10 protein-coding genes are annotated in these 21,448 nt (G+C 36.6%); 8 read left to right on the top strand and 2 right to left on the bottom strand.

Annotated elements, in window-relative coordinates:
* From C237_RS0104450 to C237_RS0104440, 3 genes are all read left to right on the top strand, one after another.
* Positions 1 to 336 (top strand): DUF4469 domain-containing protein (locus C237_RS0104450; protein WP_018675295.1); only part of this gene is annotated, 336 nt, incomplete at its 5' end.
* A 304-nt stretch (positions 337 to 640) separates the two neighbouring features.
* The gene (locus tag C237_RS0104445) at positions 641 to 1,498 is read left to right on the top strand and encodes a BadF/BadG/BcrA/BcrD ATPase family protein (RefSeq protein WP_018675294.1); all 858 of its coding nucleotides are present in this window, start codon (positions 641 to 643) and stop codon (positions 1,496 to 1,498) included.
* A 19-nt stretch (positions 1,499 to 1,517) separates the two neighbouring features.
* Complete coding sequence (locus C237_RS0104440; RefSeq protein ID WP_018675293.1) at positions 1,518 to 3,806, top strand: NADP-dependent malic enzyme; 2,289 nt, start codon at positions 1,518 to 1,520, stop codon at positions 3,804 to 3,806.
* A gap of 86 nt (positions 3,807 to 3,892) precedes the next feature.
* Here the strand turns inward: C237_RS0104440 and C237_RS0104435 are convergent, their stop codons facing one another.
* Together C237_RS0104435 and C237_RS0104430 are read right to left on the bottom strand one after the other, a co-directional pair.
* Positions 3,893 to 5,320, bottom strand: coding sequence for a RagB/SusD family nutrient uptake outer membrane protein (locus tag C237_RS0104435; protein WP_018675292.1), 1,428 nt, complete (start codon positions 5,318 to 5,320; stop codon positions 3,893 to 3,895).
* An 11-nt stretch (positions 5,321 to 5,331) separates the two neighbouring features.
* The gene (locus C237_RS0104430) at positions 5,332 to 8,247 is read right to left on the bottom strand and encodes a SusC/RagA family TonB-linked outer membrane protein (protein ID WP_018675291.1); all 2,916 of its coding nucleotides are present in this window, start codon (positions 8,245 to 8,247) and stop codon (positions 5,332 to 5,334) included.
* 359 nt (positions 8,248 to 8,606) lie between these two features.
* Here C237_RS0104430 and C237_RS0104425 point away from each other — a divergent pair, with 359 nt between their 5' ends.
* The 5 genes from C237_RS0104425 (at position 8,607) to C237_RS0104405 (ending at position 21,442) form a co-directional block, all read left to right on the top strand.
* Entirely contained in the window at positions 8,607 to 9,080 is a 474-nt protein-coding gene (locus C237_RS0104425; protein ID WP_018675290.1) for an Lrp/AsnC family transcriptional regulator, read from the top strand.
* 44 nt (positions 9,081 to 9,124) lie between these two features.
* Positions 9,125 to 10,705 (top strand): GMC oxidoreductase, encoded by a 1,581-nt coding sequence (locus C237_RS0104420; RefSeq protein WP_018675289.1) that lies wholly within the window; start codon positions 9,125 to 9,127, stop codon positions 10,703 to 10,705.
* Between the two features lie 93 nt (positions 10,706 to 10,798).
* On the top strand, positions 10,799 to 11,383 hold the full coding sequence (gene ruvA, locus C237_RS0104415) for a Holliday junction branch migration protein RuvA (protein ID WP_018675288.1): 585 nt from the start codon (positions 10,799 to 10,801) through the stop codon (positions 11,381 to 11,383).
* Positions 11,384 to 11,437: 54 nt separating this feature from the next.
* On the top strand, positions 11,438 to 18,436 hold the full coding sequence (gene sov / locus C237_RS0104410) for a T9SS outer membrane translocon Sov/SprA (RefSeq protein ID WP_018675287.1): 6,999 nt from the start codon (positions 11,438 to 11,440) through the stop codon (positions 18,434 to 18,436).
* Between the two features lie 183 nt (positions 18,437 to 18,619).
* Positions 18,620 to 21,442 carry a SusC/RagA family TonB-linked outer membrane protein gene (locus C237_RS0104405; RefSeq protein WP_033398624.1) on the top strand — a complete coding sequence of 941 codons (2,823 nt, stop codon included), beginning with the start codon at positions 18,620 to 18,622 and terminating at the stop codon, positions 21,440 to 21,442.
* Positions 21,443 to 21,448: the final 6 nt, after the last annotated feature.

Genomic DNA, 21,448 nt, shown 5'->3' with positions numbered 1-21,448 from the left:
ATGAGTCTGTTTAACATTACCGATAAAGCCACAGGCAATACAGACGGTACACTGACCAAAGGTAAAAACGCTGAAATCAAAGGGACTTATATTAAGGTAGAGGGCAGCGACCCTAAGAATGGTGTGGTGTTTAAAAACTTAGACAACAACCAAGAAACCAAACTCCCTATGGAAAACATCGTCCTTAACGAACCTTCGCGCTTGCTTATTTTGGTGCCAGCGGATTTACCTAATGGTAATTATGAAGTGAGTGTAATCACGCAGTTTAGTAAAGGCACTAATCTATTAAAAGAACCTAGAGAAGAAAAACTCAATACAACCATTGTAATTAGTTAGAAAAAAAAGAGAAGTGTAACATAATATACTTCTCTTTTTTATTATAGCACACACGGTAAAGTGCTATACCCGCATACGGTAAGGTGTCATAGGCACACCTTATCGAGTGGTGGTCAGTCTACACAGCAGGAATATATTACTAGAACAATGTATTTTTAACTAGTTGAAGTTATAGCAAAATAGCGTTCATGCTTGTCTTTCAATCTATTTATATTAAATATAAGTTTGCGGATTGATTTTCCGAATGAAATTTCATCCAGTTTGTTAGATTATTGCTATTTTAGCAGATTGTAAATGATGTTTTATGATAGCAATAATTGATGGCGGTTCTACCAAATGCGATTGGGTCATCTTGGAAGATGATGGAAAACTAAAACTAAAAACCGAAACGGTGGGGTTTAACCCCAATATTACCGATGCACAATCCATAGCCTCTGAAATTGAAAACAATACAACCCTCAGTCAGCACAAACATGCAATTACCAAACTATTTTATTATGGTGCAGGCTGCGGTATTGCGGAAAATAAATCGCTGGTAGAGCGAGAACTCCAAAAGGTATTTGCCCATGCGGATATTAGAGTGAGCGAAGACCTTACTGCGGCAGCCTATGCAGGGTATAGAGGCAATCCTGCGATTATTTGTATTTTGGGAACGGGTTCTAATTCTTGCTATTTTGATGGAAAAAATATCCGTAGAGATTTGCCATCTTTAGGTTTTTTAATTGGAGATGAGGGGAGCGGCAATGCTTTGGGGAAACACCTATTGCGTCGTTTTTTTATGAAAAAACTCCCTGCGGATTTGCATCAAGAATTTGTGGGGACTTACCATTTATCCATAGAAAGTGCCATCAAAAATATGTATCACAATCCTAGAGCCAATGCGTATTTAGCAAGTTTTAATCGTTTTATCGTGGAGCGAAAGCAACATCCGTATTTTCAAAATATGGTGTTTGATGAAATGAAAAACTTTTTTGAATATCAAGTCTTGCCTTACCCCGAAGCAAAAGAAGCGGAAATCAACTTTATAGGCTCTATTGCTTATGTTTATGAAAATGTACTAAGAGCGGCGGCGGCAGAGCTGAATCTAAAAGTAGGCACTATCGTACAAAAACCAATAGAAAGTTTGGTAAACTATCATAAAAAGTATATCTTAAACCTTTAACAAATTATAATAACAATATATGCCAAGTAAAACCAATAGAGACGAAAAGAATTTTAAAAAAGCGGCTCTGGATTACCACCGTGCCACACCCAAAGGGAAAATAGAGGTGATTCCATCCAAACCGCATTCCTCACAACGGGATTTGAGTTTAGCCTATTCCCCAGGGGTAGCCGAACCTTGTTTAGAGATTGAGAAAAATCCTGCTATGGCTTACGAGTATACGGGAAAGAGCAATCTGGTGGCCGTAATTTCTAACGGAACAGCTGTTTTAGGGCTTGGAGATATCGGTGCCGAAGCATCTAAACCTGTAATGGAAGGTAAAGGCTTACTTTTTAAAATCTTTGCCGATATCAATGTATTTGATATTGAAGTAGATGAAAAAGACCCAGAAAAATTTATCCAAATTGTAAAGGCGATTGCCCCAACTTTTGGTGGGATTAACCTTGAAGATATTAAAGCACCAGAAGCCTTTTATATCGAGCAACGCTTAAAAGAAGAATTGGATATCCCATTGATGCACGATGACCAACATGGTACGGCTATTATTTCTGCAGCGGCATTAATCAATGCTTTAGAATTAGCAGGAAAAAAAATAGATGAGGTAAAAATGGTGGTGAATGGAGCGGGAGCAGCTGCCATTGCGTGTACCAAGCTTTATATGGAGCTGGGACTTAAAAAGGAAAATATCTTGATGTGCGATAGCAAAGGCGTTATTAATCATAAGAGGGAAAACCTAACACCAGAAAAGTTAGATTTTGTTGCCCATACCGAACTTGAAACTTTAGCCGATGCTTTAAAAGAGGCTGATGTTTTTGTAGGACTCTCAAAAGGTGATGTGATGTCTGCGGAAATGCTAAGTTCTATGGCAGAAAATCCCATTGTATTCGGATTGGCAAACCCGACACCAGAGATTGATTATAATTTAGCGAAAGCCACCAGAGAAGATGTTATCATGGCAACTGGGCGTAGTGATTTTCCTAATCAAGTGAATAATGTATTGGGGTTCCCTTATATCTTTAGAGGAGCGTTAGATGTTCAGGCGAAAGGGATTAACGAAGCTATGAAACTAGCAGCGGTAAGAGCGATTGCCGATTTAGCAAAAGAACCTGTGCCAGAAGCGGTGATTTTAGCGTATAACCTTAAAGGATTAAATTTTGGTAGAGATTATTTTATTCCTAAACCATTTGATAACCGATTGATTACTAAAGTGTCAGTGGCGGTAGCCAAAGCGGCGATGGAAAGCGGTATTGCCAGAACTTCAATTGATGATTTTGAGGCTTACGAAAATCATCTTTTAGACCGTATGGGTAAAGATGAAAAACTAATCCGTATGATGCAAAACCGTGCGCGTTCTAATCCGAAGCGTGTGGCTTTAGGCAATGGTGAGGAATATAATGTCATCAAAGCGGCACAAATTCTATATGAAGAAGGTATCGCTGAACCTGTATTATTAGGAGATAAGAAACTCATCAAAGAAAAAATGGCAGAGTATGGCATTGAACTGAAGGTGAAAATTGTAGACCCGAATGATGAGGCGCAAAAAGAAAAAAGAAGAGCGTATAGAGAAACCCTTTGGAAACTGAGAAATCGTAAAGGCATCAACGAATATAAAGCCAAGCGTTTTGTAAGAAATAGAGATTATTTTGGACCATTAATGCTAAAACATGGCGATGTAGATGCTCTTATTGTAGGGTTTTCCAAGAATTATTCTTCGGTGCTAAAACCTGTTTTGGAAGTCATTGAAAAAGAACCAGGCGTAGATAAAGTGGCGTCTATGATGATGATTTTATCGGGTAAAAGACCACGCTTCTTTGCGGATACCTCTATCAATAAAAATCCTACGGCAGAAGATTTAGTTAAGATTGCCAAAATGTCTGAGATGACGGTAAAAACTTTCGCCATAGAACCGCGTATTGCGATGTTGTCTTATGAAAACTTTTCTGACCATTCCGATACTTCTCAGAAAGTCGCCGAGGCAGTAAGAATACTCCATAAGAAATATCCAAAAATGATAGTAGACGGGGAAATACAACCCGACTTTGCAATGAATGCAGACCACTTGGCGGATTATCCATTTTCAAAATTGGGAACTACACCAGCCAATGTTTTTATTTTCCCTAATCTAGAGTCGGCGAATATTTCTTATAAAATCATTAGAGGTATGAGAGTGGCCCAGACCATAGGTCCTATTTTAATGGGATTAAAACAGCCCGTGCATGTATTACAGATGCGTTCTAGTGTAGATGAAATTGTGAACTTAGCAACCATTGCGGTTCTAGATGCTCAGCGTAGAGATGGTCATCGATAAATGAGTGGCTTAATATAATTTAAAATTGAAAGGCAAGGATATTGAATCCTTGCCTTTCTCTTGATATGAAAAGTAAAAATGAAAAATTATCTTCCGTTATTGATGCTTTCGTCCACATTTGGATTAGCATCTATTTCTTGCTGAGGATATTGGTAGATAGATTTAGGGTCATTAGGCTTAAAATCTAAAACTACCGAATGAGCAGCACTACGTTTAAGCGGTCTAGAAAGCCTTCTTGCATCGTAGAGTTCTACGCCCACTTCTCCGTAGAGTTCTTTTCTACGCTCAATTAAAATCTCCTCTAAAAGAGCATCGCCTGTATTGTGCTGCTCAACCGCTTTGGGGTCTCTATTTTTTTGTAATTTGTAGAGCGTTTCTTGTGCCTTTGCGGTGTTGCCTAATCGATATTGTGCTTCAGCAGCAATTAATACCATTTCAGCGGTTCTAAAATATGGACAGGCTGCTTCTCCTCTATTGAATGTAAACTTATATGTACTATATTTTTTATCACCATCTGCATTAGGATTATAATCAAATAGCTTTCTAATATCGGTATCACTAAATAGATCATAGAGGGTTTTACTCACATATACATTACTGTAACCGTCATTTTCTACAGAAAGATCGGTAAATGAATGTGGTGCCATCATCCAATAGACTGATTGTCCAGCCTGCTGTCCATAGCCTAAAATCCATTCTTTAGAGTCTAAGGTTTTAAACCCATTACTATAAGAAGCGGCGTCTAAAGAATTTTCTACATTACCCCCATAAGCTAATTGTGCATATTGATAGGCCTTATTCCAATCTTGTTTTACTTGATATACTCTAGCTGCTAGCGCATAACCAACTTGCTGATTCACGAAAGCTTTAGAGGGTCTGCTTACTGGTAAATCTGGAAGGGCAGATTCTAAATCATTAACGATGAATTGAAACACCTCCTCGGTAGTACTAAAAGGTTTAGCTTCTTTAGTATATTCTTCGTATAGAGGTAGGGCAGGCATATTTTTGGAGTAAGGATACCCTAATTGGAAATCTTGTACCAGCTCAAAGTAAGAAAGGGCACGTAGCACTTTTGCTCTTGCTATTAAAGATTTCTTTCTTGCTTCAGAAATATTTTTACTACTATTTACACCAGTTATAAGTTCGTTAGACTGTCTTATGATTTTATAAAAATAACGCCAAGTAAAGTTAGTTCTTCTATGTGTGGAAAGCCTTGTTATATTTCGATAATCAAAAGAATACCAACTGTTTGGCACCAAGAAGTCTTCCCCCTTTACAGTTCTTGCAAAGTAAACACTTCCTAAATTAGCGGCATCTTGTCCGTTAACATTTGTATCAAATCTTAATAGACTGGTAATTCCTGTTAGATTAGCTTCTGCATTTTCTGCATTTGAGAATACTAACTCTGCACTCACCTCGTCTGTTGGTTGAGGTTCATCTAAATATCTTTCACATGATGATGCTACTAATAACAGAGTGGCAAAAAGTGTATGTTTTAATTGATTAAATTTCATTTTTTTTAGTTTTAAAGTTCAAGTTTAAGACCGAATGATATTGTTTTTAAGTTCGATGCTCTACTATCAGTAAGACCATTGAGAGCTTGTTCTGGATCTATATTTTTTCTAGATTGCCAAGTCAACAAGTTGTCTGCTTGTAAAAATAATCTAAGATTTCTAATTCCTATTTTTTCTAGTGTTTCCTTTTCAAAATTGTACCCTATAGTTAGGGCTTTAAGCCTTACATAATCATTTTTGAACAAGAATCTTGTAGAGAGTGAAGCCTCTTGCAAATTTGTACTGGTTAAACGAGGTACATCAGTAATATCACCAGGTTTTTGCCATCTTCTTTCCAAATCTACACTTCTAGAATGGCCATCGAAATATCCCCGCATAAGATCTGCATAAGTGTAATCATACAGGTAACTTCCAAAACTAAAGTTGACTAATGCATTAATATCAAAGTTTTTAAACTTAACATAATTATTAACACCACCAATGATCCAAGGCAATGAACTGTGGTTATAGTAGCGACTGGCTTTGGAATAATCTTCTGTAGTTACCTTAGAGACATTACCATTAGTATCAGTTACATCCATATACCATAGAGGGTTACCGTTTTCTGGATTTACACCGGCATATTCTTGGATATAGAAATCATATAAAGAACGTCCAACCTCCCATCTTTTAGTTCCTACTGTTTGAGGTTCATTATTATTACTTAATGCTATGATTTTATTTTTATCAAAAGAAAAATTAAGAGAAGTATCCCATCTAAAATTATCCGTTCTTATATTCTTAGTATTGATGACAAATTCCCAACCATAGTTCCTTAGTTTACCAATATTTGATGTAATAGAAGTAGCTCCTGTAGAGCCTGCTGTTAATAAAGGACCTACCAAGTCTATAGATTCCTTATTATAATAGTCTACATTTACATTAACTCTATTTTTAAATAGCCCTAATTCTAAGCCGGCATTAAAGGAAGCTGTTTTTTCCCAACTAAGTAAATGATCTTTAGGCGAAGATAAAATAACACCAATATTAGACCCTACGGAATATCCTGTAAGATAAGTAGATAAGTATGGGAAAAATTCATAGCCACCATCTACATTAAAATTATTATTTCCTAATTCTCCATAAGATGCTTTTAGCTTTAAGAAACTTATAGTTTTATTATTTTTTAAAAAATTTTCTTCACTTACGATATAAGCACCACCTACGGAGTAGAAATTCCCCCAACGGACATCTTTACTGAAGACACTAGAGCCATCTCTACGGAATGAACCTTCAACAAAATATTTCTCTTTATAGTTATAACTAACCCTTCCTAGTAACCCCACAAGCCTTTGAAGCGATACGATACCTGTAGTAGACTCTGGTTTAGTGGTACCTCCAAGAACCTCAATACCTGGGAATAATCCTGAACCGATGGCTCCCATAGTATCATATTCTCTCTCAAAAGTCTCTACAACAGCATCTGCTGAAAGATTATGATCCCTTAATTTAACATTATAATTTAATGAGTTTACAAAGTTTTTTGTACTGTATACACTTCTATTATAAGTCACTTGTCCGCCATTAGGTGCATATTCTCCGTGCTGGCTATCATAATATAATTTAAAATTATTTTGATTCTGTTCATAGGAATAATTAGATTTGAACGATAAGCTCTTACTAAAATCTATTTTTGCAAAACCATTTAACGTTAAAGTGTTTACACTATATTTATACTTATCTGTAAATAATTTTCCTACAGGATTCGCATTTCTCAATAAAGGTCTCTGTGAATTTATTTTAGAACCACTACCTGCTCCATAGTCATATTGCACATTTCCATTTTCATCTAAAACAAGATTTCCATCCTCATCTCTCTGATACAGAGGGTAAATTGAAGACATAAAATAAATACTTCCAATAGGCGCTCCAAAATTATTTCCATCTTGAAGAGGCAGATTTCTACTGTTAGAGATATAAGCAGTATTTAAGCCTATAGTTAACCAAGGTTGTATTTTAGATTCTAAGTTTAGCCTTGTTGCTAATCGTTCCATCTCCGTAGTTTTAATTGCCCCCTCTTGTTTCAGATGGTTTACACTTAAAAAATAAGTACTTTGATCCGAACCTCCAGAAATAGTAGCAGAGGTCTCTTGTCTTTGTGCGGAATGATTGATAAGTTCTTTCTCCCAATCTGTATTCCAAAGCAATTGTGCTCCATCTACTAACTTACCATTAGAATCAATAGGATTTTTTTTATTATAAGGGTTATATTGCAATATTGGAATTACATTTTGTGCTGCTTTTACTCCTGCATCAGCTTGAGTCAGTCCATTTTCTACGACATAGGTATTTCTAAGAGATTCCCAAGTGTATTGTAAATACTTACTATTATCCACCATAGGGTATAAATCATTCACAGGTGCAGCAAAACCTAATGAAGATTGCATCGTAATTCTTGGTTTTCCTTTTCTTCCTTTTTTAGTAGTAATTAAGATCACTCCATTAGCACCCCTAGATCCATAGAGCGATGTTGCAGAACCATCTTTTAGTACATTGAGGCTTTCTATTTCTTCTTGAGAAATATTAGATAAACTTCCAGAGTATTGCGCTCCATCTACAATAATTAGCGGATCAGAACTCGCATTAATAGATCCAATCCCTCTTACGCGGATTGTTGGTGTGGTACCTGGTACAGCAGAACCAATAATATTCACACCAGCTACGCTACCTTGTATAGCTGTGGCTACATTAGAAGTTTGTTGAGTAGAGAGTACCTCTTTCCCTAAGCTAGACACCGAGCCTACTACAGCTTTTGCCTTTTGCTTACCAAAAGCAACGATTACAACCTCCTCGATGTTTTTGGTTTTAAGACTGTCCTTAGTTTGACCATAGGCAAGGCTTCCGAAGCATAGACCTAAAGCACTAAGTGCAAATACTTGTTTTTTCATTGATTTATAATTTAAGTTTTAATTTTTTTGGTTAAAAAAAACTTCAAACAAATAGGTGCTTGAAGTTTTAGAGTTGATAACAATTAAATTTTTTTCTACAACCTTTCACTTCTTTTATCACAAAGTTTAATGCCCTTACACATCATAATAATGAAGGTAATTGGCGTGTTTTTGTGTTTTAAAATAGTATTAAAAGTTGTCATCTATACGGGTTTGTAAAATGTTCTGCAAATATAGTTTAGGATATTATAAAGTTCCGAATTTTGTATTCAATTAAGATAAATATTTTATAAATAATGATTTAAAAAGTATTTTGTAATTTTGTGCAACCTAATTATAAACTTAAACAGAAAAAAATAATGAAACTAGACGAGGTAGATATTAAAATTTTAAAGGAATTAGTGGCGGATAGTAGCCAAAGTGTAAAGGAAATCGCGGGGAAAGTTAATTTATCGGTAACGCCTGTACATGATAGGATAAAGAAAATGAAAGAGTCGGGGATTATTAAAAACTATACTGCGGTTTTAGATGTGGAAAAATTAGGGTACAATTTGGTGGCTTATCTTCAAGTGAAATTAATCAAACACAGGGAAGAAATCTTTGATGAATTTAAAGCGCGGGTACTACAATTTGATGAAGTGATAGAAGCGGCATTCACCATTGGGGACTACGATGTAATGCTCAAATTACTCCTGAAAGATATGCACCATTACGAAGATTTTGTGTTAAAGAAAATTTCAAAGTTAGATGTGATTTATACTATTAAAAGTAGTTTCTCATTTAAGTTTATGACGGATAACCGCCATTTAATTGATAAACATCATATTTCCTAAGGTATTTTCTGTACGCTTTTTGCAAGTATAACTAATGAAAACAAATGAAAGATATGAACAGAAAACAATTTCTATATACGGCTTCCATGGGGATAGGGGCTTTATTTTTTTCAGGGTTTACTGGGTTTTTGGCTCAGCCTCAACCGCAAAAAAAGGAAACAACTTATCATCAAAAAAAGATATTGATTATTGGCTCTGGCTACGGTGGTGCGGTGGCTGCTCTACGCTTATGTGAGCAAGGGCATAAAGTAACCATGCTGGAAATGGGTATGGATTGGGGTAAGGCTAAAGAAAAATTTTCGTCTATGCTTCATCCAGATAAATCAGCGGCGTGGCTGAGGACTAAAACCATAGCTCCATTTTTTAATCTTTTTAGTGTGCCAAAATTTACGGGAGTGCTAGACCGTTGGGACTTTCCACATGTTAAAATTTGGATGGGTCGTGGCGTAGGTGGTGGGTCACTAGTTAATGGTGGGATGGCGGTAACGCCTAAACAATCGTATTTTAAAGAAATCTTTCCCCAACTAGATACGGATGCATTTTACACTAAATACTTTCCCCTTGCCAATCAGGAACTTGGCGTTAATGTAGCGCCAGAAGATTTTCTAAAGGAATGTGAATATTATCGTTTTTCTAGAGTTGGCGAAATGGAGGCCCATAAAGCAGGCTTTAAAACGGTTCGTGTTCCCAATGTGTACGATTTCGATTATATGCAAAAGGAATACAAAGGCGAAGTGCCAGCCTCGGCATTGGCAGGCGAAGTAATCTATGGCAATAACCATGGTAAAAAATCATTAGATAAAACTTATCTTAAAAAGGCTTTAGCTACGGGGAATTTAGAAATTTGGGATTTACATCAAGTGGATAGCATTCTTCAAATAGATGACACACATTACCGTATAAAAGTATCAGAAATCAATACCCAAGGGGAGGTGATTCAGCCAAAAGAAATTACTTGTGAGCAACTTTTCCTAGCAGCAGGAACGATGGGAACGCTAGAAATTTTATTAAAATCTAATGTGGAAAACGGCTTGCCTATCAGTGAAGAAGTAGGAAAGTATTGGGGGAATAATGGTAATTTTATGACGGGTAGAAACTTCGTTCAAACTTTTTCTGGAGGTACGGGAACTAAGCAATCTACAATTCCTGTGGCAGGGATAGACCATTGGGATGATGAAGAACATTCGTTTTTTACAGAAATAGCACCGTTGCCAATGGGTATGAATGTGGCTACGGCTTTATATCTCATGGTAAACCCGCTTAAAAAATACGGAACGGTCAGTTATGATAAGTCTAAAGGAATTCAGTTGGATTGGGACGACTCGCATACCCAGCATATGATGGACAATGCCAAATATTTTATCCGAAAAATGAACAGAGCGAATGGCGGTACACGCTCCCATCTATTATTTCATAATGGCTTTGGTCCAGATATTTGCTATCATCCATTGGGTGGCGTGGTATTAGGTAAGGCGACCAATGCATTTGGAAGGCTCAATCGTCATAAAAATTTATATGTGGTAGATGGCTCTTTGGTACCTGGAACCATTGGGGTTAATCCGTTTGTGACCATTGTGGCGCTTGCAGAATATTGTATGGAACATATTACTAAAGAACTATCATAAAACAATAGTAGACTTAATAATATCAATGTCAAAACCTTAAAATTTTCAAATCTAAAAAATTCCGTACCTTAGCCCATTGAAAAAAACTTAATCATGATTTATTCTCTTCAGGGTAAGGTGGCGGAACTCACACCAACTTATGTGGTGGTAGAAGTGTCGGGTATAGGCTATTATGTAGCAGTAAGTGTACCGACTTCTCAGAGTATGATGCTAGGAAAAGAAACTAAACTATTTACACAGCAAATCATTAGGGAAGATGCCCATTTGTTATTTGGCTTTTCAGACTTAAAGGAAAAACAAATGTTCAATCTTTTGGTATCGGTAAGTGGAGTGGGACCAGCCTCTGCCATGATTATGCTATCGTCATTAGAACTATCGGAAATTGCCCAAGCGATTCTCTCGGGTAATAGTGCAGTGCTTCAAAAAGTAAAAGGTATTGGGGCAAAAACGGCACAAAGAATAATTGTAGATTTAAAAGATAAAGTCCAACAATTTGAGACTTCTACGGAAAATATTTCTGTAACGATAGATAATAAAGTAAAAGAAGAATCGTTATCAGCATTAGAGGTTTTGGGTATTCCAAAGAAAATGTCGGAGCGTTTAGCAGACAAACTATTGAAGCAAAATCCAGAACTCCAAACCGAAGATTTAGTAAAGCAAATTCTAAAAAATATTTAATTTTAAGTGAAGCCACGCAATCTATTTTTCAGACTATGGTGTATAGGCGTAGTGATGTTGTTATCTACAAAAACCTATGCCCAAACCGAACCCGATAAAAACGCTAAATCACCAAAACTCACCATGCCTAATCCTATACGGTATGAGGCATTTTATGACATTCAGCAAGGGCTCTATTTTCTCTATCCTAAGGTGGGGAATGTGGTTTCGGGAACACCTATTGCCATGACGCCAGAGGAATACGCATCTTATGTGCGTACACAAGGGCTTAGAGCCTATTACAAAGAAAAATCGAGCGACCATGATTTATTAAACAATAGAAAAGATAAAAAAGACGCGGAAAAAAAAGGCTTACTACCGAGCTTAACCATTAAAAATAAATTATTTGAAACGGTATTCGGGGGGAATAAGATAGAACTCATTCCGCAAGGATTTGCCTCTTTTGATTTGGGTGGATTGTATCAGAAGATAGATAATCCTATGGTGCTGCCTCAGAATAGAAAGAATTTTGCATTCAATATTCAGCAGAGAATCCAATTAGGAATTTTAGGTAAAGTGGGTGAAAACCTTCAACTCAAAGCCAATTACGATACGCAAAGTGGTTTTGCATTTGAAAATAAACTCAACTTAGTATGGCAAGCCAAAGGGAAATGGCAAGATTTGCAATCTAAAGGCTTAGGTGAGCTGAACAAAAGTGGCGAAGACAAAATCATCAAACGCGTGGAGTTTGGTAATGTCAATATGCCGCTATCTACCAGCTTAATCCGAGGGTCGGAATCGTTATTTGGTTTAAAAACAGAATTTCAGTTGGGGAAAACTTATGGTACTTTGGTGTTTTCTCAGCAACAAGGGGAATCCAGAACGGTAGTTGCAGAAGGCGGTGGAACAATGAATACCTTTAAAATTAACGCCATAGACTACGAAGACAACCAACACTATTATATAGGACAATATTTCTTTAAAAACTACGACGATGCGTTGCTAAATTATCCGCAAATTAATTCCAGAATCAACATTAATAGAATTGAAGTGTGGGTGTTGGAGCAGGGTTCTGGCAATTTACAAGACCAAAAAAGTATTTTGGCTATTCGAGATTTAGGGGAAGGAGTATCGGGCTATCCTAGTAATACTCAAAATAATTTGTACCAAAGTATCAGTGGCTTAGGAGCGGGGATTAGAGATGTAGGAACGGTTTATAATACAATTAACCAACAAACATTTCCCAACGCTTCGGGGACGCCAGAAGTCTATACCGATGGGGAACAATTCGTTTTCAACCGTAGGGTGAGACGACTAGAGCAGAATGAATTTAGCTTCAATCCTCAGTTGGGGTATATTTCCCTTAACCAAAGACTTAATGATAATCAATTGTTGGCGGTGTCTTACTCTTATACCGTGAATGGTTCCAACCAAGTTTACAAAGTAGGGGAGTTTGCAGAGGAAAGTTCTGTACTGATTACTAAATTACTTAAGCCTAATTCTTCGGTGAAGACGACTTCGCCTATGTGGAATTTGATGATGAAAAATATTTATTCTTTTAATGGAAACCAAATCTCGCCAGAACGATTTTTCCTTAATGTTTATTATAAAGACCCTAAAAATGGTAAAGTGAACTACTTGCCAAATACTTCGGTGCAAGATGTTAATTTATTACAACTTTTGAATTGGGATAGACTCAACTTAAATAACGACTTACAAAGCGATGGTGGTGGTACTTATGGCGATGGCTTATTCGACTTTGTGAGTGGGATTACCATAGATCCAGAAAATGGAAAATTAATTTTTACCAAAGCTCAGCCATTTGGTAGTTATATGACGAGTGTTTTAGGCAGTAGCGATCCAAAATTTGTATACTCAGATTTATACTCTCAACAGAAACAAGTGGCGTCGCAGGATCCATTATCCCAGCGTTATACCATTGAAGGACGCTATCGTGGAAGCCAAGGGCAAGGGATTTCTTTAGGAGCGATTAATGTACCTAAAGGTTCTGTAAAAGTGACTTCTGGTGGCGTACAACTCACGGAAGGGGTAGACTATACCGTAGATTATCTTCTAGGTCAAGTAACGATTATCAACGAAACGCTTAAACAATCGGGGCAGCCGATTAATATTTCTTTGGAAAATCAGATGACTTTCAATACCCAAAGAAAACGATTTTTAGGTTTGAATCTAGAACGCAAATTTAATGAACATTTAACGGTAGGTGCCACAGCTATGAACTATTCCGAGCGTCCATTAACCCAAAAAGTTCAGTTAGGACAAGAGGCAGTCAACAATACCATGCTGGGAATGAATGTGATGTACAATAACGAATTGCCGTTCCTTACAAGATTAACCGATAAGATTCCATTAATTAATACCGAAGCACCATCTAACCTTAACTTTAAGGCAGAAGCCGCGTATTTAATTCCTGGACAAAATAAAGATATTGATAATCAAGCATATGTAGATGACTTTGATCAAACGACTTCAAAAATTACTTTGAAAGAACCTGCCATGTGGACATTGGCTTCTAAGCCAGAGAAAAACCCTAACGATCCTTTATTTAATAATGCTGGACTTTATGACGATGTAAAAAATGGCTATGGTAGAGGATTATTATCATGGTACTATATAGACCCAAGGTTTTATGGTGTAGGCGGTAAGGCGCCTAATGGTATTAATGCAGATGCGGTATCCAACCATGCTTCTCGCCGTGTAAGGATGAACGAACTTTACAACAGTAGAGATTTTGTTGCGGGCGATCAAACTTATGCTAATACATTAGATGTGACCTATTATCCTACTGAAAGAGGACCTTATAACTTAAATCCTAATAACGAATCTACGGCGGAGCGCTGGGCAGGGATGATGCGTCCGATTAGCGTATCTAATTTTACCAATGCCAATATTGAATATGTAGAATTTTGGCTTATGGATCCTTATGCCGATGGAAAAATGCTAGGAGCTAATCCAAAATTATTACTTCAATTAGGGAATGTATCAGAGGATATTTTAAGAGATGGTAAATTGCAATTTGAAAACGGATTGCCTACCCCAGATGCCCCAAATAAAACTTCGGAAACGGCTTGGGGTAAACAGCCAGACCAACAACCCATTTTATATGCCTTCTCTTCGGAAGGAGCTAACCGTGCCGCACAAGATGTGGGATTTGATGGTTTAGATAATGTGGATGAAGCCACGAAATTCGGAACTACATTTGTCAATCCCGTTACAAATTTGACCGACCCTGCATCCGATGACTTTGTATTTTATTTATCTAATAAATTCCAAGGGACTTTAGCATCTTCATTAATTGACCGCTATCGTTATTTTAGAAACCCAGATGGCAACTCGGCGGCAGGCTCTATGGAGGTGTCTACACAAACACCAGATGCAGAGGATATTAATGGGGATTTTAATTTAGACCAAAGTGAAAATTATAACCAATATACCATTCTTTTAGATAAAGCCAATTTAGCACTAGGTAAAAACTTCATCGTAGACGAAAAAGAAACCGAGGCTAAGTTTCAGAATGGACAAGTGGGTAAAAATAAATGGTACCTATTCCGTATTCCAGTATCTCAGTTTGATACAGATGCGGGGGAAGCGAATGTTTCGGTACTAAATAATGTAAGATTTGCCAGAATGATTCTTGAAGGCTTTGATGAAACTTCAACTTTAAGATTTGGTACTTTTGATTTGGTGCGTTCGGATTGGAGAAAATATGGTAAAAATTTAGCCCAAGGCAACGATTCTAATGAAGGAAATTATAATGTAGATAATGCCAACTTTGATGTAGGTAGTGTAAACTTAGAAGAAAATGCTTTAGGAAAGCCACCTTATGTGATTCCACCAGGTATTGAACGCCAAGTGTTGAGCGGGACTACGGGATCGCAAAGACAAAATGAAGCCTCATTATATTTAAAGGTAAACAACCTATCCAAAACCACTACGCCGTCTAGAGGGGTATTTAAAAATGTGAGTTTGGATATGCGTCGCTATAAGAATTTAGAATTGTTCTTGCACGCCGAAAATCTAAAAGATGTAACTTCTACACAACTCGACCCTAATGCTAAATTCTTTATCCGTTTTGGTAGCGATGCTACTGATAACTACTATGAATATGAATCTTCTTTAAAATATACCTCTAAAAATGCCACTTCGCCAATGGATATTTGGCCTACGGAAAATAATGTGAATGTGGTGTTGGAAGATTTGGTTCAAGCGAAATTGAGAAGAGAGCAAGCCAATATCAGTATAGACCAAAGGTATAGAGATATAGAATATGGCGATGCCAATAAAGCCATCTATACTAAAGGACGCCCTAGTTTGGGGAATATCACCACCATCGTAATTGGGGTAAGAAATACGGGTAACGATTCTAAAGATTTGGTGCTTTGGGTGAATGAAATTCGCTTATCGGGTATCGAAAATAAAGGAGGTTATGCCGCCAATGCCAGTTTGAATTTCAATTTAGGAGACTTTGCAAATGTAAATGCCAATGCCGCCATTTCTACCATAGGATTTGGTTTTATAGACCAAAAACCCGTTCAAAGGCAACAATCTCAAAATTCTACATTTACCATTAATACGACGGTGAATGTAGATAAGTTTCTTCCTGAAAAGGCGGGTATGAAGATTCCAGTAAATTACTCTTACAGCCAAAGTATAGAAGATCCAAAATACAATCCATTAAATGATGATGTGTTGTTCTCTGAAGATCCTAAAAAAGAGGAGTTGAAGCAAGTGGTAAGAACTTACACGCAGCAGCGCAGTATAGGAGTAGTTAATATGCGTAAAGAGCGTATAAATACAGAGCGAAAACCAAAATTCTACGATGTGGAAAACCTATCGGTAACCGCGATGTATAATGACGACTATTACCGAGATATCTATACCAAAAAGAACTACCGCCAGAATTTAAAGGCGTATTTGGATTACAACTTTAATTTTAAACCTTGGGTCATTCGTCCATTTAACAAAGTGGTAAGCGATACGGCAAAATCTGCAAAGTATCTACAATGGGTAAAAGAATTTAATTTTAACCCGATTCCTACTAGATTTTCGTTCCGTACAGAAATTGACCGAGATTATAGCGAATTGGAATTTAGAAATGTAGAAGCCTTGTTGAATGGAGTATCGGCTCAAAACTTTGGAACGCTTAAAAATAGAAATTTCTATTTTGGATGGCAGTATAACTTAGGTTTTAACCTTACGAAATCCTTAAAAGCGGATATTTTCTCTGCAACGAGAACACTGAATGATGACTGGTCGGTACAGACGATGAATGATAAATCCATTTTCCAAAATCCATTCCGAGTAGGGCGTCCTGTATTGTACAATCATCGAGTGCAGCTCAATTATCAGTTGCCATTCCAGCATTTACCGTATTTAGATTTTATTAATGCGGAGATTGGCTATGGCTTCCAATACAACTGGAATGCGCGTTCTACCGTATTGCTGAATAGTAAAACAGGGAATTTGGGTAATGTTTCTCAAAATACGAATAATAAAGTGGCTACGGCTTCTATGGATGTGCCAATGTTATTGAGTAAGTTTAAGTATTTCCAAAAAATAGACTCTATCCAGCAGGGTAGAAATAAAGAATTGGATTCTCTTAATCAAGTCTACGAAAAGGCATTTGCAGATAAGAAAAGCCGTAGGAAGTTTAAGTTTAAATCTTATAAATTTAAGCATAAATTGAGTGCAGGGCAGCAGATTATGTCGGCATTGACTTCTATAAAACAAGTGAATTTTAACTTTACTGAAAATAATGGTACGGTATTGCCAGGGATTCTATCGGAGCCTAATTTCTTTGGTATGGGCAAAGGCTTTGGAGGTCCTACTACTGGATTTTTACTCGGCTCACAAGCGGATATCAGAAGGATTGCGGTGGAGAACAATTGGATATCGAAATCAGAATACCTGAACCAGCCATACACGCAGATGAATTCCCAAAATATAACGGGTAATATCACCTTAGAACCATTTAAAGACTGGAGAATAGATGTTAATTTCCTTAGGACTTATAATCGAAATTTAAGTCACGGTGGCTTTAATCTTGATGTAGATGGCAACCCTAATAATGGCGTGCAATTTTCGTTTGCCAATGAAATGTTCAGTTATTCCAATTCGGATTTCTTATTAGGCACAACTTTTACAGATGGAGCGTCTATCTTTAACCAAATTAAATCTAAGGCTAGAGAAATTTCAAGACAAAATAATGGCGTGCTTAATGCAGACGGTTTTGTGGAAGGTTATAGTATAGCCAATGCATATGTTTTGATTCCAGCATTTAGAGCGGCACTTACGGGAAAATCGGCTATACCAGTCAGTAATCCTACTAAACCGAAGTTTCCATTGCCAAACTGGCGAGTTACTTATTCTGGATTGAGAAATATTCCGTTTATAAACAGTCAGTTTGAGAAATTTGAATTACAACACGCTTATACTTCTACTTATACGGCAACGGGGATTCAGTCTAATATCGACTATTATAGTAATAGCAATGGTGTAGATGTAAGAGGGGATAAACTGAACCCTTATGTGTTCTCTCAAGTGATGTATCAGGAAAATTTCGCACCACTTATCGGTGCTGATGTAACGATGCGAAACAATATGCAGTTTAGAGCGCAATACAACCGAAATAGAATGTTTTTATTAGGTTTAGTCAACCATACACTTACAGAAGATACGGGTTCTGAATATGTGCTTGGGTTTGGATATATTCTAAAAGATTTGAAATTTAAGTTAAGGTTTAAAGGTAAGTCTAAAGAAATCAAAAGTGATTTGAATATCCGTGCCGATTTCTCATTAAGAGATAATAAAACAAGAATTACCAATATTCTTTTAGACGATTCTCAAGTGACTGGAGGACAAAGAATGATGGGGATAAAGGTATCTGCGGATTATAATATGTCCCAAAATCTTAATATTAGATTCTTCTACGACCAACTTATGACGAAATATAAAATATCCACAGCCTATCCACTATCCACCATTAGAGCAGGGTTATCTGCTACCTTTACTTTTGGAAATAATGGTAGCGGTGGCAGTACTAGAGGATTCTAAATGATATTTCTATATAAAAAAGTTCGTCCTCATCGAAATTTCGATGAGGACGAACTTTTTTAGCATAAATTTTCAAATTTTATATGATTTTTTAGGTCAATTAAAAAATATAATTAACTTTGTGTTGATATTTTGTTAAAAAATGTTAATTGGTAATTGTTATAATTGAAAAATTACATCGCTATGAAAAATAAAACTTTAAAATCCACTTGCCTAATTGCCGTGTTGTATTTTGGTGCAGGGGTTAATGCCCAAACCACAAAAAAAGATACGATAAAGGAAAGGACTATTGAAGAAGTGGTCATGATTGGTTACGGCTCTGCTAAAAAACGAGATTTAACGGGATCAATAGTTAAAATTAAAGGTGAAGATGTGGGGGATAAGCCATCGGCAAATCCTATTAACTCTTTACAAGGGAAGGTTTCAGGACTCTCGGTAGTTAATTCAGGGCAACCGGGTTCTCAAGCGGATGTAAGAATTAGAGGGACAGTAACTATTAATGGAGTGAATCCCGTATATATAGTAGATGGAGTTTTTACAACCAATATTGACTTTGTAAATCCTGCAGATATTGAATCTGTGGAGGTATTAAAAGACCCATCATCGTTAGCTATATTTGGTAGTAGAGGGGCAAACGGTGCCATTATTATCACCACGAAAAGAGGTAAAAAAGGTAGAACATCCATTACATTAAATTCATCTTTAGGAGTGAAAACAATGGACAATCGCCCAGAAATTACCAATGGAGAACAATTCAGAACTTTGTATAACGAAGATTTAGTGAATCAAGGATTAGCGCCTTATCCTTTATTTAGTATTTTTAATACTGATACCAATTGGGTAGATGTGATTAGAAATAAAGCAGCAATCATTACACAGCACAATGTATCCATAGCGAACGGAACAGATAAAAATAAGGTAAGTTTCTCTGTGGGGTATCAACAAGAGCAAGGTTCTATTAAATTTGAAGATTATACCAGACTTACGACTAAGTTTAATGATGATTTATCTATTTCTAAATCCTTAAGATTGGGCATTGGTTTTACAGGAGCCTATGTAAATCTACCTCAATTAGGAAGTTTTTCCTCTGCACTGAAAGCGACTCCTGTTGTAGCACCTACCAATCAATTTCCAGGTCCGTACTATGGAATGTACAATTCCCTACCTCAAGAATTAGGGGCAGCGCAAATTGCTAACCCTTGGGCAAGTTTAGATGGACATAAGAATACACAAATCATTAGAGATTATCAATTTAATCCTAATATTTACGCAGAAATAGATTTCTTAAAACATTTTACATTTCGCTCAAGTTATTTTGTTAATTATAGAAACAGTACAGGAAGAGGCTATCAGCCAATATTTGATATTTATATCCCAGAAACCAATACGGTGTCGCCGTATTCTGGTAGAACTTTAACAAGTGTTAATCAATTTGAAAATAGGACTTTGCTATTTCAACAAACCCAGTTGCTAACTTATAAAAATAAGATGGGTAAGCATGATTTAACTTTAATGGGTGGTTTTGAAACCATTAACCAATCTTATGAAGGTATGTCTGCTAATGGGAAAGCGAGTTTAAGCAGTGTTTTGGGACAAATCCCAAATAATCCAAGATTTTGGTATATAAATTCCGACTATGTTGATCAAACCACCAAAACGGTAGATGCTAGTCAGTCTCAGAAAAGACAAATATCTTATTTTGGACGGATGCTTTACAATTTTGATAATAAATATATGCTGAATGCTTCTATTCGTAGAGATGGCTCTTCGGCTTTGGCACCAGGTAATCGTTTTGATTGGTTTTGGTCCGTAGGTGGTGCATGGGAAGTATCAAAAGAAAATTTCTTAAAAGACAGCCAAGTGATTAACTATTTTAAACTGAAAGGTTCTTACGGAGATCTTGGAAATCAGTTTACACCATATAATTATTTTGGCTATCCCGTTTATGTAGATGGAGGTACGGGGGTATTTAATAATAAAATTTACTCTGCTTTGATTAAAAAATATGAGGAAGCGACAGACCTTACATGGGAGCATTTAAAATCTTATGAGTTTGGATTTGAGTCTTCATTTTTTAACAGAAGGTTGTCTTTAGATGCCACTTATTATAACAAGAAAACGATTAATTTACTTAATTTCATTCCAGGAAATCCAGACTTTTTCCAGAATGCGGGTTCTATAGAAGCTAAAGGATATGAATTTTCTGCAAGTTGGAAAGGCACCATCGGTAAAAATTTTGGATATAACCTATCTGGTAACCTCACCACAACTAAAACTAAAGTCCTAGAAACATTTGGGGAAGGATATTACAGACTTTATGGTCAGTCTATGTATAAACAAGGGCTACCAGTAGGGGCATTTTATGGTTATATTGTAGATGGTGTATATCAATCCAAAGCAGATGTTTTATTCTCTCCTATTTCCACAATTGGAGACCCTAAACCGGGAGATTTAAAGTACAGAGATGTCAACGGAGATGGAGTAATAACACCAGATGATAGAACAGTGATAGGTGACCCCACACCAGACTTTACATATGGCTTTAGTTTAGGCTTAGATTATAAAGGATTCTTTATGAATGCCGATTTCTACGGCGTTTATGGGAATGAGGTATTTAGAGCATGGGGTAATGGTAGTTCTTATGCCCCGTTTAACTATAGAGCGGAGCGTATGGGAAGATGGACGGGCGAAGGAACTTCTAATTGGGAGCCAAGAAGCTACTCAGGTAATGCTTATAATAATGAAAACTCCACCTATATGATAGAAGATGGTAGTTTTTTTAGAATAAGAAATGTACAGTTTGGATATGATTTTAATAAAACATTCCTTTCTCAGTATAAACTACAAGGTCTTAGGTTGTATGTTAATATTCAAAACTTAAAAACTTGGGATCATGTTAATGGCTTCACACCAGAGTTCGGAGGCTCTGCAACTAGCTTTGGGGTGAATACAAGTGGATATCCAAATCCAAGAATTACCAGTTTTGGAATGAATGTTACATTTTAATAATAT

It is taken from the genome of Riemerella columbina DSM 16469 (assembly GCF_000374405.1).
Taxonomy (GTDB): Bacteria; Bacteroidota; Bacteroidia; order Flavobacteriales; family Weeksellaceae; genus Riemerella; species Riemerella columbina.
Note: the sequence above shows the minus strand (reverse complement) of the source record. Positions and strands in the feature narration are given on the sequence as shown.

Excerpts from the sequence above, each read along its gene's own strand:
- C237_RS0104445 (WP_018675294.1), top strand. The coding sequence starts at position 641 with ATGATAGCAATAATTGATGGCGGTTCTACCAAATGCGATTGGGTCATC.
- C237_RS0104440 (WP_018675293.1), top strand. The coding sequence starts at position 1,518 with ATGCCAAGTAAAACCAATAGAGACGAAAAGAATTTTAAAAAAGCGGCT.
- C237_RS0104425 (WP_018675290.1), top strand. The coding sequence starts at position 8,607 with ATGAAACTAGACGAGGTAGATATTAAAATTTTAAAGGAATTAGTGGCG.
- ruvA (WP_018675288.1), top strand. The coding sequence starts at position 10,799 with ATGATTTATTCTCTTCAGGGTAAGGTGGCGGAACTCACACCAACTTAT.
- sov (WP_018675287.1), top strand. The coding sequence starts at position 11,438 with ATGTTGTTATCTACAAAAACCTATGCCCAAACCGAACCCGATAAAAAC.
- C237_RS0104405 (WP_033398624.1), top strand. The coding sequence starts at position 18,620 with ATGAAAAATAAAACTTTAAAATCCACTTGCCTAATTGCCGTGTTGTAT.
- C237_RS0104435 (WP_018675292.1), bottom strand. The coding sequence starts at position 5,320 with ATGAAATTTAATCAATTAAAACATACACTTTTTGCCACTCTGTTATTA.
- C237_RS0104430 (WP_018675291.1), bottom strand. The coding sequence starts at position 8,247 with ATGAAAAAACAAGTATTTGCACTTAGTGCTTTAGGTCTATGCTTCGGA.
- C237_RS0104420 (WP_018675289.1), top strand. The coding sequence starts at position 9,125 with ATGAAAGATATGAACAGAAAACAATTTCTATATACGGCTTCCATGGGG.